Genomic DNA, 16,217 nt, shown 5'->3' on the forward strand with positions numbered 1-16,217 from the left:
GCGGTTTAGAGTTCTGGTACTTGAGATAGATCTGCTGCCAAACTGGTGCTGACGGTTAATTCATTTCCTACACCAGAATCAATCACATCGGAAGACAAGCCGATTCCAATTACGATGGCCGTACCAGAGGCAATTATTGACGAGAATCCTGACGCGATTGTCGTCAGTGACAGCCACGGCACCATACTCCGCTGGAATCGAGCTGCGGAAAAGCTGTTCGGCTGGGACGCAACCGAAGCCATCGGCCGGAACGCCAGCGAACTGATCATCGCGCCGGAGATTGCTGACCAGTACCGCGAAGCGATGAAGCAGCTTGTGGCCGCATCGATCCCTTTTCAGGGGCAGCGGCGCATAACGGTCCGGAACCGGGAACAACGCAGGATTGCTGTCAGGTTCTGGTACCACACGGTTCAGGAAGAAGGTCACGTTCGCGTGATCGGTTTCTTCCGCGACAGTTCGCAATCCGATTATCTGGAAGCGTTGCTGGCACGGCAGCGAATGGAGTCGCGTCTTCTCAATCCGGATGCATTGCACGCCAACGAGGATGAATCCTTCGAAAGTGCATTGCTGGAGACTCTGCATTCCATCTGCGAGATAACGCACTGGCCGATCGGCCGGGCGTTATTGCCATCGGATGACGAGCAAACGCTGCTGTCGACAGTGTGGACGTGCGTTGACAAAGTGAATGAGCCCTTCTGCGAAGTATTCGCAGGTCAGGCTTTCCGGCGAAATGTAGACCTGGCGGGCCAGGTCTGGGAAACGGGGCAGTCTGAATGGCAGCGAATTCAGCCTTCAGATCCGTATTCGCAGGACTCAGGTCACCACATTGATATTCGAAGTCAGTATTGTGTCGCGGTCCGGCATCGCCGCGAGGTGATCGCCGTTCTGCAGTTCTTTTTGACGGAAAATGAGCCCCCGGATGTCGGGCTTCGGAATTTGGTCCGAAAGCTCAGTCGTGCCCTGGGACACACTATTGAACGGAGAGCGTGGGAAGAGGAGCGGCGACGGCTGGCTGCAATCGTCGAATCGACTTATGACGCAATTCTGAGCAAAGACCCCGGGGGAATCATCACGAGCTGGAATAAAGGTGCAGAACGCCTGTACGGTTTCTCCGCTGACGAAGCGGTTGGTCAGTCCATCGAAATCATTCTGCCGGGCTCACTTCGACAGGAAGAGCGGGAGATTCAGGAGTCCATCCGAACGGGTCAGCGACTCGAGCAATTCGAAACTCAGCGCCAGCGTAAGTCCGGCGAAGTGATTAATGTTTCGCTGACGTTGTCTCCTTTGATGAACGAAGAGGGCCGCGTCATCGGAACGGCATCCATCGAGCGAGACATCACTCGCCGTAAGGAAGCCCAACACCGATTGCAGGAGGCTATGGAAATCGCCGAGGCAGCGAATCTGGCGAAGAGCGAATTTCTGGCAAACATCAGCCATGAGCTGCGCACGCCTATGAACGCAATTCTGGGCATGACAGATTTATCGCTGAAGGAAGAGTTGCCAGAGGATGTTCGCGACTATCTGGAGACGGTCCGGGATTCAGCAGACACGATGTTGTTCCTGATTAACGAAATCCTGGATTTCTCTCGCCTGGAAGCTGGGCGATTTGAGCTGGAGAATGCGCCGTTCGATATCCGGGGAATGCTTGACCAGACTCTTCGAGCGTTGTCTTTTCGAGCTCATGAGAAAGGATTAGAGCTAGTTGCGGATGTCAGTTCTTCCGTGCCGCAATGTGTAGTCGGAGATGAAATCCGGCTGCAACAGATACTGAGCAATCTGACAAATAACGCGATCAAGTTCACGGAGTCTGGCGAGGTTGTTGTAACGATTGGGGTTGAAGACGTTCTTGTCGGAGGTTCACAGGATTCTGCCAACCAGGCGAATTGTGAAACCGTCACACTTACGTTTTGCGTGCGAGACACCGGAATAGGCATCAGCCCGGAGGACCACGAACGAATTTTCGCTCCGTTTACTCAGGCGGACGCCTCAACAACGCGTTCATACGCTGGTACAGGGCTCGGCTTGTCAATCTGCCGAGAACTGGCAACCCTGATGGGTGGGCAAATCCGTGTTGAAAGCAAGCCCGGTAGTGGGAGCAGTTTCTTTCTGACGGTGACTTTTCTGACAGGTGAATGCGATACTGATCGCGACGCGACTACAGACACCATCATTGACGACCTTTCCGGGACGGCCGTACTGATTGTTGACGATAACGAAACGATCCGTGCCAATCTGAAGGACATGGTGGAATCCTGGTCGATGCGGGCTGAAGTCGCGGAGAGTGGTGATGCCGCATTAAGAGCTCTGCAGACAGCCTCGTCAGACAGAGATGGTTTTTCCCTGTTGATTGTCGATGCTGTCATGCCGGGCATGGACGGGGTTGCCCTTCTGGAGCACGTTCAGAATTCCGCCGAATCCAATGGCACAGCAATCCTGATGATGTCGCCAGCGGATCAGCGACTGTTTAAGTCGCGAATAGAACATCTGGACGTCGGTGCATTTCTGGATAAACCCGTTTCGCAGTCCAGTTTGCTCGGAGCGATCTCTGAAGCGTTCGGGGAGGCTGTATTGATCAAATCGAACGAAGACCGCATCGTCAGGACAAGGCGGCCTCTTCGGATTCTTGTTGCCGAAGACATTCCGGCGAATCAGAAAGTTGTCAAAGCTATCCTCGCAAAACGGGGGCATTCGTATCGCATCGCTCACAACGGGCGGGAAGCGATTGATTTTTACACACGCGAAGCTTTTGACGCGATTCTGATGGATGTTCAGATGCCAATCATGGACGGATTGCAGGCTGTACGAGCGATACGGAGTAGCGAAGGTGGCAACCGCCATATACCCATCGTGGCGATGACTGCCCACGCGATGCGTGGCGATCGGGAGACTTGTCTCGCCGCTGGTATGGATGCCTACGTTGCAAAACCAATTGATGCCGCTTTGCTGCTGAATACTCTTGAACGACTCACTGATTCGCTCGTTGAGGTTGATCCTGAAAATGGCGCCCCGAATCGCTCCCGCGGTCAATGGACGTTGAGGAGCAGTTCCCATTCAACACCACCGGCTGAACTACGAAGAAACTCCGAGGGTGCATCAGAGACTACCGGTCGGGTCTGGCACGTGGATGTTGCCATGAGTCGAATGGGCGACGATGTGAATTTACTGGCGAAGATGGTGGACTTCTTTCTTGAGGATTCCGGCGAGCTTCAGAGTCGTCTGAGTGAGGAAGTGGCAGTGGCTAACTGGGCGGAAGCGAAGCGGATCGCCCACAGCCTGAAAGGCCTCTGCTCAAATTTTGAAGCGGCACCTGCAGTCGCTGCAGCATTCGCTGTTGAAAGAGCCTGTTCAGATGTCAGTCCTGCTCAGATTTCCCAACTCCTAACCGTGATGAAACAAAGAATTGCAGAACTGACGGAAGCACTGAGAAATTGGCAGGCACAGCACTAATCCCGTCAGGCCACACCGCCGGCGGCCCACTGCTTTTCCGGCGAATCTGAATCTTAGACCTGAGTTCTGACGATTGCCCCGTGTCTGCGCATTTGCTTTCATGATGGCTGTTGAACGCTGTCAATCAGAATCGGGACTGAAGACCAAAGGCCTCAATCTTCTCAGGGGTCCGATTGCCATCACGGTCGGTTACTCGAGCCACATCGCCTTCAAATACAGCCTCCAGCGTGGTGCTCACTCCGTCTTTCAACACGGGACAGCTATTGGGAATTCGGAACGTCCGTTCGTTGCCATCAATCGCAATTGTCAGCGCATGATCATCGACTTCGGTAACGATACCCTCTGTCATTGCGCCTGCATCGACTCTGTCATCCAGAGATCCGGGTCGCGTATTTGTTGCAGCGTGGTCCGGGCCGGGCTGCAAATTGTCTCGTGCAAACGTCGGCCATGCGCTGGTTAACTTCGCGTGTCGGTCGGCAGCAGCGACCGCCATCACCAGGAAAGGCATCACCAGCCACACACGCCATCGATTTCTGGAGTGGTTCATTGCATTCTCCTTCTGCAGAGTTTCCGTTTGCCTGATCGAACTGCAGACGTCGCGAATGCCATGCCAAATGGCATTCGAGCCCCTCGACTGTCAGCCGTTGCCGTTGGTGGCGGGAACCACTGGACGCTGAGCGTCCAGCGCGGTTTCCAATCTGTCGGACCACCGGTGTTGCACACGAAATGTGAAAGGCATCTGGTCCCGGAAATCACTGGATTTCTGCAGATTAGGGTCGTAGTTCTGGCGCTTCGGCAAGAAATGCCGGTAATGGCATGACGTGTGCACCGGGTGCTCGTCAATTGAAGTCCGGTCCATTGTTAAATCGAGGCTTTTTTCAATGGCGCAATCAGGGAGGAGAGGGAGATGCTGGTACTTTCAAGAAAAGTGGATGAAGTCATCGTAATCGACGGACGAGTGCACCTTCGAATTCTTCAAATTCGTGGCAACCGAATTCGCATCGGTATTGAGGCGCCTGACGGGATGAGCATCACGCGATCGGAGATCACACGCGAACTTCTGTCGGATGCAACTTCAGAAGACGTATTCGATCGAGCGACGATTGGGTAGGGCTCGGAGTCGCTCGGTGCCCAATCGGACCTGAGCAATTCAAACGTTTGCTGCGTTGTTCCCGTCCGGGACGTGCTCGTTGGACATGTCGATCATTGTCCCCAGTAGTGTCAGCAAAGGCGAGGCGACAGCCGCGCCCAGAAAGCCGAACACGGCACCCAGAATGGCCTGCGTGATGATGACACTGGCAGGCAGCAATGATACCTGGGATTGCTGAACCACTGGCGTGATGACGTAGCTTTCCAGAACCTGCACGACGGCGAATCCGCCGATGACCATCGACACCGTGTCTGCTCCCTGAGGCACAGCGAACAGGACGGCCACCAACAGTGACAAGATGCCTCCGGCGTTTGGGATGAACGTCAGTATTGCTGTCAGCAATCCGGTCATAAAAGCCATGGGCACATCGCAAAGGTAAAGTACAAGCCAGGCCCCGAGCCCCGTCACACCCATGGATACAAATCTCGCCATTAACCATTGTTCGAGTCGGCGAACGCCTTCCCGAACGAAGGCACTGGCTGCAGTTCGATAGTCTGGTGGCAGCATCATCAAACCGTTTTCGACATATTGTCCTGGCGTCGCGGCAAGGAAGATGCCTGTGGCAAGAATCAGCAGACTATTGATGGCTATGCCAAACGTGGTGCGAAACAAATTGCCAACTGCCAGCAGTCCTCGTCCAGCGGCTCTCGTTGCCAGCGTCTCGCCGGCGGATACGTCATTTGAATCCGTTTGCTCACGTGAATCTGTCTGCGTCTTCGCTCTGTCAGACTCGGGAGAGGTGTCCTGCTCCGGGATCAGCCATTCCCCGATGATCGGAGTCGACCTCACCAAAGATACGAGGTGCGGTCTTGCCAGGGCAGCTTCCGAAACCCTGGCACGCGCTTCCGCAATGACATCAGCGCTTTCGGAAAGCTGCTGATTAATCTGAACACCGAAAGCGTATCCAAAGGCCGTAAACGACGCGGCACCGGTTGACAGCACGATTGCCAGAGCAACCGGGTAGCTGGTCCTCAGGTTACGAACAACAAATCGTGTTTGCATCCGGAGAAGTATTGCGAACAACAACGCCAGGAACAAAATAAAGACGACGTCGGGAGCCACAAGCAGAATCACCAGAGCGATCAGCACTTCGACCACCAGAACTGTGCTGAAATTGAGCGAGCGGTTCCCGATCGTTCTGACTCGACAATTCGAGTCGGTTTTTTGGGGCATCGTTTTGCATCTTTCGAACATCTGAGTCCCCAGCGGAAAAGGCCTGAACACTCAATGGTGTAGCCATTCAGTCACGCGGACTCACTTTTACGTGAGACCGGCGGCTGACAACAGCCGTGGTGCTGAATCCGTGAGGGAGAGCAAATCCCGCGGATGGCTCCGGGAACAACAGTCATCAAATCCGGGGATTTACCAATTTGGCGTTCGGAAGTCAGTTTCTTGCTACGAGCATTCGTAGAAATGCAATTTGCGATCGAATCAGAGGATCACGGGCAACGATGCGTCGAACGGGCTGTGAATTCTCCCGAATGTTTGAAAGTGTATTGTAAGGCTTGAAGCTCCGATTTTCCTGTGGGTGTTGATTCCGGGGATTTTGGAATGTGTTCATGAAGAGAGTCCTTCTTCCTTCATCATTTTCCTGAATGCGACCACAAAACAGACCAGTGAGACGTTGGTCGTCTTCACAGAGAGGAATGTTACCTGACGGACTCTCAGCAGGTTGCGTGCCAGTCCCTTGAGATTTTTCGTGGGAAGTTGTTGCTGTGGTCTTTGTTCAGGCGGCGGGATGCTGCAGAACGCATCGCGTTCTGCGTTGCCGGAGTCTGAGACGTTTCGCGCCGAATTACAGTTTGACAAACTGACGTTAAGAGTGCCCGTTTAAGTTAGGTGTGTGAGCCGCAGGAGTCTTATCCCCTTGAGAAAATTCAGATGACCATTCGATTGCTGCGTGTTGCAGCAACATTGCCACCAGTATGATCCTGCCACAACCCGTGTACGGGCTGCAGAAATCTCCCTGGTGTTTCCCGATTTAAGATGCATTGCCGACACGAACTGTGAAACCCGCAGAACAACCCAACCTGAAGCGGTACGCCTGGGCCACCGTGCTTCTGCTGGCAGCAAATGTTGTTCTGGGCGTGGCCACCATCCATCAGGTTCGTAACAGCGAACGCGATGCTGCTCAGGTGCAACAGATTCAAACCACGGTTGCTTTGCTGCTTTCGATGATTGTCGATGCCGAAACCGGGCAGCGTGGCTATCTGATCTCCGGTGAAGAGGAATATCTGGAGCCTTATCGGGAATCGATTACGGCAATTGAACGCCTGCTGTCAACACTGGATGAATTTGGTGAAGACGACGCTTTGCTGGCGGGCCGAATGCCGGAAATCCGACGGCATGTGGCTGCACGCATGAAAGAGCTGGCGCGATCGGTCGATGCCCGAAAAGAATCGGGTTTTGAGACTGCTCGTGCGATCATGCTGAGTGATCGGGGTAAGCAGGAGATGGAGCGTCTGCGCGTTATTTTTGAAGACCTGAATCTGCACAATGCTCGTAACCATGCCTCACAGCAGCGGCGTTCGACATTTACATACTGGCTTTCTGTTTTCATTGCTGTGTTGCTGGGCGTCGCGGTGATTGCGGTACTGGTGATGTATAGTAAGGTCGTTGAACGTCACAGTGAAAAACAGCAGCGCGCGACAGACGCCATCGCAGCACATCGAGAACGACTCCGAACTACGTTGAGCAGCATTGGCGATGCAGTGATCTCAACGGACGCTGATGGTCGCGTTGTCGACATGAATGCCGTGGCTGAAGCATTGACGGGATGGAAGACTTCGGATGCCGTCCAGCGGCCCTTGTCCGACGTGTTTCAGATCATCGGCGAAGCGACTCGAAAGCCTTCACCCAGTCCCGCCGCCGCCGTGCTGAGGGGAAGCCGGATCACTGGTGACAGAGGCAGCACACTGTTGATTGCAAAAGACGGTACCGAGAGGCTCATTGAAGATAATGCAGCTCCGATCCTGAACGAAAAATCTCAGGTGACCGGGTGTGTGCTGGTATTTCGCGATGTAACCAGCCGCCGACAGCAGGAGATGCGGCTGGCACAGAATGAACAGACTTTTCGAGAAACCTTCGATCGGGCTCCAACTGGAATTGCCCACGTAATGCTGGATGGACGGTGGCTTCGCGTGAACGAAAAACTCTGCGAGATCACTGGTTACTCACGGGATGAATTGCTGAGCCGCACCGCTCTGGAGATCACCCATCCCGAAGACGTTACGCTGGCAACGGAACTGGTCAAACAGCTGCTTGCGGGTGACATCCCGTCTTTTGCACTGGAGAAACGATACCTGAGCAAAAATGGTGATCCGGTCTGGGTGAATCTGACAGTCGCGCTGATGCGAGACAACGTCGGAAAGCCTGATTTCTATGTTGTTATGATCGAAGACATCCGCGAATGGCGTCAGGCAGAAGAGAATCGAATGCGGCTGGCGGCAATTGTGGAGTCTTCGAACGACGCCATCATTGGAAAGAGCTTTGAAGGAATTGTGACGAGCTGGAACCCGGCAGCTGAGCGGCTGTTTGGTTTCACCGAGGCCGAAATTCTGAATCAGCCGGTTTACCGTATTGTGCCGGAATCCCTGCATGAAGAAGAGCGCCAGCTGCTCGAAAGAATCAGCAACGGGGAGACGGTGGATCGGTACGAATCCGCGCGATTGCGAAAGGACGGAACCTCCATTGATGTCGTGCTGAACATCTCGCCAATTCTGAATGCGAAGAAGGAAAAAATCGGAATCGCGTCCATTGTTCGCGACATTACAGAGCAGAAGAAATCCGCCAGGATTATTCAGGAGAGTGAAGAGCGGTTTCAGACCCTCGCGGACAACATTTCTCAGTTCGCCTGGATGGCTGACGCGAATGGATGGATTTACTGGTACAACCGCCGCTGGTACGAATACACGGGAACGACGTTCGAAGAGATGCAGGGATGGGGATGGAAGAAGGTTCATCACCCGGATCATCTTGACCGTGTTGTGGAGCGAATTCAGCACAGCTGGGATACGGGTATACCGTGGGAGGATACGTTTCCGCTTCGAGGAAAAGACGGTCGCTACCGCTGGTTCTTATCACGTGCGTTGCCAATCCGTGATGGACAGGGAAACATCGTCAATTGGTTTGGTTCGAACACAGACATTACAGAATTGAAGGAATACGAAGAGTCACTTCAGCAGGCGAGGAAAGCGGCCGAAACCGCAAGCCATGCGCGAGGAGAGTTTCTGGCCAACATGAGCCACGAAATTCGCACTCCCATGACGGCAATCCTTGGGCATGCAGACATTCTGGCCAGTCATGTTCAGAACCCGGACAATCTGGCATGCATCGACACCATCCGCAGGAATGGAAAGTTTCTCCTGCAGATCATCAATGACATTCTGGACCTTTCCCGCATTGATGCGGGCCGATTTCATGTGGAACGAAACAAGGTTCAGCCGGACAGCCTGCTGGCAGATATCCAGTCTCTGATGGACGTCCGGGCAGAAGAAAAGCAGCTGGCCCTTGCGGTTCGAATTGATGGCCGCATTCCGGCCGCCATCGAAAGTGACGCCATCAGACTTCGACAAATCCTTCTGAACCTGGTTGGGAATGCCATCAAGTTTACGGACGAAGGTCGGGTCGAACTGATCGCGCGATTCGATCCTGAGCGCAAAGCGATGCTGTTTGTCGTTTCGGACACAGGCATCGGCATCAGCCAGTCAGATCAGCATCAGCTTTTCGAACCCTTCATGCAGGTTGATACGTCTTCGACGCGCGCTTACGAAGGAACAGGGCTGGGACTCGCCATCTGCCGTCGCCTGGCTCATGCGCTGAATGGTGAAATTCTGGTGTCGAGTGTACCGGGTCAGGGTAGTACGTTCACACTGGTCCTGGATTGCGGCGATATCGAAGATCTTCAGCTCGTCGAAGCATCCGTCTTCCAGAACCTGCGCCGTCCCGAACAGGAGGCGGTGTCACTGCATGGATCTATCCTGGTCGTTGATGATCGCAGAGACATCCGATTTCTCGCGCAGCATATGATTGAAAAAGCGGGCGGCAGAGTCCTGACAGCAACCAATGGTCAGGAAGCCATCGATCGTCTCACTGGCAGTCAAGCACCCCATGGCATCGATCTGGTGCTGATGGATATGCAGATGCCCGTAGTTGACGGCTATACGGCTGCCCGGACTCTGCGAGAACGCGGATGCCGGATTCCCATCATTGCGCTCACGGCCAACGCGATGATGGACGACCGTAACAAATGCCTGCAGTCCGGCTGCACAGACTATACAACCAAACCGCTGGATGGCCCCCTGTTGCTGAGAATGATCAGCAAGTACCTGCCCCCGACGGACCACGTCTTACTGAAGGCAGAGTGATCGCGGGCAGGTACTGGCCAGGCTTTCCCGCATCGAAATGCGGTATTCCGGTTGGCCGTCCCTAACGGACTTTCGTTTCGAATGTAATCACGCCACGGGAATGAGCTTTCAGTGGGCCATCCAGTGTGAACGTAAGAATATGGCTGCCCTCGCCGTTGGATGTAACTGACAACTGTCCGGGGTTGTCGTTGTCGATTGAGCCGCTTTCCGGGATATACTCGAGTCGAGGAGTGAGGTTGTCGACGATTCGAACATCGTAGACATCGAAGTCTCCCGGGTTTTCGAACTGAATGGTGAAGGTCACCACGTCGCCAGCCAGTGCGGTGTCACGATCAGCCAGTTTGATAATACGGATATCGCCCTTGATACGTCGCTGATCTTCGACGCCGATTGTTTCCTGAACCTTAAACACGGAACGTACTTCCGAGTTTGAAGTTGTGTTCGCGGTGATCTGCGGGAACAGATCTCTCGTCCACACCACTGCGTTCTGCCGTTTCTCGGTGACGATCGCTGCGTTTGCGTAGTCGAAAGCATCCAGGCCGATGTACTTGCGGCCTTCGAAGCTTTGATCCACTTTTCGATTCGTGGACGGGCGTGAAGCACCAGCGGAAGCTGATGGAGGCAAGGCCATTTCAACACCGTCCGCGCGCCGGCTGGAGCCCAGACCGACGATACCGGTTCCGTGGCGATTTTCAGCAACATTCTGCCCCAGTTTCAGGTTGCCTGCCGTAATCGCATCGCGTGCACCAACTGCACCTTTGACTTCAATTTCAGCTTCGAGTCCATCGATGGTTCGGATCGACCCAAAGCGTGGTGAATATACTGCGACCCGATTCGACGGTTTGACTCGGTTTCGACCTGTTTCGTCGGCGAATTCAACGATGGTGTCTTCTGTTTCGAAGCCTCGACGATCTCCTGCTCCGTAGTGCACTGGTGCGCCGCGGTCTCCGCCGTCGAAGACGTACTCGTCCGGATACAGATCAGCCATTGGGCCAGCAGCCACTGTTTCCATCAATGCTGCCTGGGCTGGATCGACGGGTTGTTCCTGTCTTGCTTCGGCGGGTATGAACCTTGCCAACGATCCGCCGGAGTACGTTTCCGAAACGTCAAAGGATGCCAGCTGAAATGGATTCCTGCTTTCGTCTGCATTCCATGTCGCATGACGAACAGCAGACCGCTGATCGGGTGAAGGGATGCCCTTTGGGCCGGGCATCACGGACGATGTTGAAGTTGCGACGGCCTTATTTCCGACGTCAGAAACGCGAAATGTAATTTCGCCAGCTTGCTGTTCGTCCGGGTACTCGGCTCGTGCAGGCACGGGATCTACTTCGTAAATTCGTTCCAGATCTGCTGGAGATGGAGGAGAAAAGACGTGATCTGGCTGTGCCGTCTGAACTGGCAGAATTCCGCAGGCCGGAATGACAAGTAGTCCTGCGGCTGCAGCAAATCGGAGTCGCCATGCGAATTGATGTTGTTTGGAGTTCATTCGAAGGTTCCGACGTGGTGTCTCTGATTCGTTTGCTTCGCCGGCGAACCGGACAAATTCAGGCAGCATTCGCTGTTCTTGTGATTATCTAGTTTGAAGCCAGAGCTGGACGGGCATCCGAAGACAATCGCACAAAGCCAGGGTTTCTGATTTCGGGTACAGTCATATCAACCCCGCCGCCGGTTCCATAGTAGAATTGGGCGTCATCGGGACCGGCGGGAGTGCGTCCGCCGATGCGAACGATGGCAATCGGTCGACCCAGCCGGTCCGCTTCTTTAAGCGCGTTATCTGCAGGAGAAACAGTCTGTGGAATCTCACGGCGAAGTGGATCCAGCAACTGAGCCATCGATGGTTGTTCGAGGTAGATAATGCGAGTGACCAGCTTTCCCGAGAGAGCCACCTGCAGATCATCGAGTGAGAAAACCACGGGAACGGGAAAATTGTGTTCCATGCCTGCGGGTGGATGCAGATGGTCCAGCAGTTCGATTGTTGGATAGATTTCTGCTCCCGGAAGTTCCGGAAGTTCAGACAGCCGAAGTCGGTAGACGTGGCCCGCGTTGATTGAAAACTGTGCCGGAGTTCTCGCGTTGCCGGAGGGTGCAGTGGAGGCTGAGTAGACGGATACGATTCCATCCGTTGGCAACTCAACCCGAACCGGCTGCAGATAGGATGGATTGTATCCGCGGACGGAATTTAACATGCCTGCCGCCATCCCCGGAGGCATGCGATGATTCAGGGGATGGTACATTTCACCGGGCGACTGCCCCGTGCACGTGCCTGTCGTGAGGCTGATCAGCAGCGTTGCCAGAGCGCAAACAGGCAGAAAGCGGTTCGAACTGCTCCTGGTAAGCAGTGATTTTTGTCGAATTGCGATCATTATTCGGGGGGCGGGGCTGAGCATCCGTCTCATGGTTCCATCCATTCATTTACTGGTCAGCCGTTCGCACTTGCTGTTTGCTGTCGAACGAGTGATCCCGGACTGTCATACGAAAGGAGGGCGATCGAAGCATTCGGCTTCGAATCGCCCCCGATTCTCAGTTCCTGATTTGGCAATAGCCTGTAGTCAACGGTCTCTTCCGAATCTCTGGTGCTTAGAACCCACCCTGAAATGCCGGAGTTGCGACTTCACCCGGTGTGTGTACCGGATGTGTTTCCCGGTACTGAATGTGTCGGACAGGATCCGGCACGCTGTAGCCAGGATTATGCTCAACATCGATCAGCATATGATCAACAGGGTCTGGCATCCGATTGTCGCTGAGATTGCGAATGGTGTGAGACTGCAGGCCGGCTGGTCCGCCCAGCGGAAGGTGTGGCGGTCCAACGAGTCCGATCGGAGTACCGGTCTGAGGCATTCCCCAGGCTGGCATCGATCCCATACCGGCGACCGGCATGATCGGCTGACCAGGAGCACCGCCACCGGCAGCAATCATGGTTCCCGGAACCCCCTGGATATCAGAAGGAATCATTGCGATGGGTGTCGGAGGAGCGTATTGTCCTTCATCACCGTTGTAGATCACGTAGTTAACTGGGCGAACCGCACCACTGGCATCAACCTGCTGCTCTTCAAAGTTCAGCTCCTTGTTGCCTACACGCAGAACCGCCATGATTGTACCCATGCGTTCAGCCTGCTGGATGGGATCAATGCCCGGATCGAGCGTTGTTGAAACAAGCGTTTCAACGCCGGCAATTGCTCGAGCCTGGAACTGAGGATCCGGCAGGTAGATCACCTTGGTCACCATGTTGTTGCTGCGGATGTGTTCCAGATCTTCGTTGGTAATCTCTACCGGTACTGTATTGTGTGCCAGATAAGACAGCGTGTTTGGATGAGCAGAACGGACTTCAAGAGTCGGATACAGGCTCACACCTTCCCAGCCTTCGCCAGGAATGCTGTTGAAGACCAGCTGGTAGACTGACCCCTGAGGAAAGTCTGCCCGACCTGGCATATATCGCTGGTTGCGAGCGATGACGTCGCCCACGGCCCAGCCCACTGCCATTCCCGGCTGGCCAAGAAATTTGACCTGTGTGTTCATTGGAGGACCGGCGGGAGCCATCATTGCTCCGCCGCCTGGCTGAGCCAGCATTCCCAGCACACCCGGTCCCGGCCCGTCGACCATCGGTCCGGGATGGTGCATCATTGCAGCCGGAGGGGCTACGTATTCGTCTGTTCTCAGGACGCCTTGGCCGTCCACGCCGGCGCAGCCCATGCAGACAACCGCGAGGGCGCCCAGGGCAAGAAAGTACATCTTCATCGCAACCCTTTCCTTGTGCTGCTGAGTGATTCCGCCAACAGCTACCCGTCAGATGACCGTATCTTCAATGTGAGGAACTGACTCAATGCTTTTCCGATGGCACATTTGCCGTCGACCTCGATACCGGGGTCGCCTTAGAATGCGCTTTGCAGTCTGGCTCTCAACCAGGCCTGTTGACTGCCGGTCTACTGCTCTGATGTCGTTTGTTGGCTGGTTTGAATGGCCTCACGGCTATTCCATAACCAGGCAATCAGTCCGCCACGAACGAAACCGTCGGTCCTTCTGTCTTCTATTCGGGTCGGAACAACACGTTTCTTTGACAAATCCCGCAAAATCCCGCCATGAACTACAAGCCGCAAACTTTGACAATGTTCACTCGCCTCACTGCAGCTGCCGCTGTTGCCATATCGCTGGTCGCGTTTTTCTGGATACGGCCGGCAGCTTTGGCCGACGAATCTGCCGCCCCAGCAGCATCCGCCGACGAAACGAAGGAAAATCCCTCCCGCGAGGTGTCTCAGGAAGGCGTTCCGGCCCCGGCCGCTCTCTTGTCAAATGTCAGAGCCAAACTGGATGGGCTGGATTCTCTTTCCTGCGACCTTCATGAGACGGTCATCCTGTCGGGCATGAAATTCTCAGCCGCTGGACGCTACCTTCAGTCGTCAGGCAATCGTTTCCGGCTCGAATTTCGAATTATGCCCTCCACCGGCGCTACAAACTCGAATGCACAGCCAGTCACACTGGATGGAGAAATTCCCGAAGACGTCTCCAAAGATGCTCGCGGTTCACTGACACAGGTGAGCGACGGTTCTATCGTCTATTCCTACTGGCAGAACGGTGCTGACAGGAAAGTCACACGCCGAAACATCAACGATATTCTGAAAGCCACCGCCGATCTGGCGGCCTACGATTCGTCGCGGGCAATTCAGGACCTCGGTCTTGGTGGGTTGAAGACGCTGTTCGCTCGCATCGAAAAGACGATGGAGTTTATGCCGGTTCGCCGTGAGCTTGTTGCAGACCGGCCCGTCCTGGTCATCAACGGACGGTGGAACAGCGAAATCCGGGAGAAATTATTTCAGCTGCCACCCGATGCCGAAGTTATTCCTCAGGACTTTATTCCGGAATATGTTCGCATCTATGTCGACGAAGAAACCAGCCTGCCACGTCGCATCCAGTATCTCAAGCGAAGTCAGGACCCCAGTGTGAAGCAGGTCCGTCCAATCGTCACCATGGATCTGCGTCAAATCGTTCTCAATGAAGCGCTTGATGAAGGTCTGTTTCAGTTTGAAGCACCGGAAGGTGTCGTGGAAGAGGACATTACAGAGCAGACGCTTCAGGAGATTCGGCAATCCGGTCAGGGTGCCCCGCCCCAACAATAGCGATTCGACCGTCTGAAAAAGTGAACCGAAGTCTGATCAGTTGAACGGACAATGCCGGTTTGAGGAGTTGTCGAGAGATGCAAACAGCAACGCGGTCAACAGCGAGGCACTCTCCGTCCCTTTACGGCAGCGCGGCTGGTTCGATACTTGTGCATGTCCTGATCTTTGTTATTGCCGGGATGTCACTGCGGGGGTGTCAGAAAACGCAGACTGGTGATTCCGGCGGAGCGAAATTTCGCGAAGTCGGTTTATTCGTGGTGGATGGCAGTGACGAGATCTCACCGAATTCAGGTGAGGGAACCGGGCAGGCGCTCGAAAACACGCCCAGCCCAGCCGAACCCGTTGAATCTGAGATGACAGCAACGCCATCAGTCATGGATTCCCCCCTGCCTGAACAGGCTCCGGATATTCGTGAGTTACTGGGGCAACCGGACAGTAATTCGCCCTCCGAATCCAGCAGCAATCTGGATCTGCCGGCAGTCATTGGAGCCGGTCAGCCAATATCGGGTGTCCCTGCTGAGTTGCTCGCAGGCGGTGGACTGATTGCACCGTCTGGTGCGGTCGGGCAGCAGGCTGTCGGCACCGGAGCCCTCGGGCCCGGTCAGACAGCCTTCATGGATATCGCTGATTCCGGCAGCAAGTTTGTGTACGTCATCGATGTCTCAGCCAGTATGAGCGAAGGAAATCGTTTGCAGGTTGCCACGAGCCAGCTGAAAGCCAGCCTTCGATTGCTGCAGCCGAATCAGCAGTTTCAGGTGATCTTCTATAGTGAAGGAACCCACCGATTGCGGCTGAAACCGCCTCGGGATATGTACTTTGCAACTCCCGTCAATGTGATGCTGGCCGGGACCGCGGTGGATCGGGAACAACCGGAAAACGGAACCGAACATAAACCCGCTCTGCTGGAAGCACTCAGTCTGGAGCCCGATGTCATCTACTTTCTGACCGACGGTCGGGAACCCGCGTTGTATCCGGCAGACCTTCGCGACATTAAGTCACTGGCAGGGCGAACGACCATTCACGTCGTGGAATTCGGTTCAGGTGCCATCAGTGATCGCAGTACCAGCTGGCTTGAAATCCTGGCTCGACAGTCCAACGGTCAATACCGCTTGTTTGGTACTGGTCGCTGAGCCTACCGGAATC

The 16,217-nt window shown here is 54.7% G+C and carries 10 protein-coding genes; 5 read left to right on the plus strand and 5 right to left on the minus strand.

The window, feature by feature from the left end:
* The first annotated feature begins 45 nt into the window (after positions 1 to 45).
* Entirely contained in the window at positions 46 to 3,447 is a 3,402-nt protein-coding gene (locus tag R3C20_11755) for a response regulator (protein MEZ6041175.1), read from the plus strand.
* A 124-nt stretch (positions 3,448 to 3,571) separates the two neighbouring features.
* Here the strand turns inward: R3C20_11755 and R3C20_11760 are convergent, their stop codons facing one another.
* A complete protein-coding gene (locus R3C20_11760) occupies positions 3,572 to 3,994 on the minus strand; it encodes a hypothetical protein (protein ID MEZ6041176.1) in 423 nt (140 codons plus the stop codon).
* A 360-nt stretch (positions 3,995 to 4,354) separates the two neighbouring features.
* Here R3C20_11760 and R3C20_11765 point away from each other — a divergent pair, with 360 nt between their 5' ends.
* Entirely contained in the window at positions 4,355 to 4,558 is a 204-nt protein-coding gene (locus R3C20_11765) for a carbon storage regulator (protein ID MEZ6041177.1), read from the plus strand.
* A gap of 39 nt (positions 4,559 to 4,597) precedes the next feature.
* Here the strand turns inward: R3C20_11765 and R3C20_11770 are convergent, their stop codons facing one another.
* Positions 4,598 to 5,770, minus strand: a complete 1,173-nt coding sequence (locus R3C20_11770; GenBank protein MEZ6041178.1) for an AI-2E family transporter — start codon at positions 5,768 to 5,770, stop codon at positions 4,598 to 4,600.
* Between the two features lie 833 nt (positions 5,771 to 6,603).
* On the opposite strand from R3C20_11770, the gene R3C20_11775 reads away from it, so the two are divergent.
* A complete protein-coding gene (locus tag R3C20_11775) occupies positions 6,604 to 9,963 on the plus strand; it encodes a PAS domain S-box protein (GenBank protein MEZ6041179.1) in 3,360 nt (1,119 codons plus the stop codon).
* A gap of 61 nt (positions 9,964 to 10,024) precedes the next feature.
* Here the strand turns inward: R3C20_11775 and R3C20_11780 are convergent, their stop codons facing one another.
* The 3 genes from R3C20_11780 to R3C20_11790 form a co-directional block, all read right to left on the minus strand.
* Positions 10,025 to 11,449: a hypothetical protein gene (locus tag R3C20_11780; GenBank protein ID MEZ6041180.1), complete on the minus strand. Its 1,425-nt coding sequence runs from the start codon at positions 11,447 to 11,449 to the stop codon at positions 10,025 to 10,027.
* 88 nt (positions 11,450 to 11,537) lie between these two features.
* Complete coding sequence (locus R3C20_11785; protein ID MEZ6041181.1) at positions 11,538 to 12,326, minus strand: hypothetical protein; 789 nt, start codon at positions 12,324 to 12,326, stop codon at positions 11,538 to 11,540.
* A 214-nt stretch (positions 12,327 to 12,540) separates the two neighbouring features.
* Complete coding sequence (locus R3C20_11790) at positions 12,541 to 13,698, minus strand: hypothetical protein (GenBank protein ID MEZ6041182.1); 1,158 nt, start codon at positions 13,696 to 13,698, stop codon at positions 12,541 to 12,543.
* 341 nt (positions 13,699 to 14,039) lie between these two features.
* On the opposite strand from R3C20_11790, the gene R3C20_11795 reads away from it, so the two are divergent.
* On the plus strand, positions 14,040 to 15,074 hold the full coding sequence (locus R3C20_11795; protein ID MEZ6041183.1) for a hypothetical protein: 1,035 nt from the start codon (positions 14,040 to 14,042) through the stop codon (positions 15,072 to 15,074).
* Between the two features lie 77 nt (positions 15,075 to 15,151).
* On the plus strand, positions 15,152 to 16,204 hold the full coding sequence (locus tag R3C20_11800; GenBank protein ID MEZ6041184.1) for a hypothetical protein: 1,053 nt from the start codon (positions 15,152 to 15,154) through the stop codon (positions 16,202 to 16,204).
* Positions 16,205 to 16,217 lie beyond the last annotated feature (13 nt).

The organism is Planctomycetaceae bacterium (assembly GCA_041398825.1).
Classification (GTDB): Bacteria; Planctomycetota; Planctomycetia; order Planctomycetales; family Planctomycetaceae; genus F1-80-MAGs062.

Bases quoted from the DNA above. Each gene is read 5' to 3' on its own strand.
- R3C20_11760 (MEZ6041176.1), bottom strand. From the start codon at position 3,994: ATGAACCACTCCAGAAATCGATGGCGTGTGTGGCTGGTGATGCCTTTC.
- R3C20_11765 (MEZ6041177.1), top strand. From the start codon at position 4,355: ATGCTGGTACTTTCAAGAAAAGTGGATGAAGTCATCGTAATCGACGGA.
- R3C20_11770 (MEZ6041178.1), bottom strand. From the start codon at position 5,770: ATGCCCCAAAAAACCGACTCGAATTGTCGAGTCAGAACGATCGGGAAC.
- R3C20_11780 (MEZ6041180.1), bottom strand. From the start codon at position 11,449: ATGAACTCCAAACAACATCAATTCGCATGGCGACTCCGATTTGCTGCA.
- R3C20_11785 (MEZ6041181.1), bottom strand. From the start codon at position 12,326: ATGATCGCAATTCGACAAAAATCACTGCTTACCAGGAGCAGTTCGAAC.
- R3C20_11790 (MEZ6041182.1), bottom strand. From the start codon at position 13,698: ATGAAGATGTACTTTCTTGCCCTGGGCGCCCTCGCGGTTGTCTGCATG.
- R3C20_11795 (MEZ6041183.1), top strand. From the start codon at position 14,040: ATGAACTACAAGCCGCAAACTTTGACAATGTTCACTCGCCTCACTGCA.
- R3C20_11800 (MEZ6041184.1), top strand. From the start codon at position 15,152: ATGCAAACAGCAACGCGGTCAACAGCGAGGCACTCTCCGTCCCTTTAC.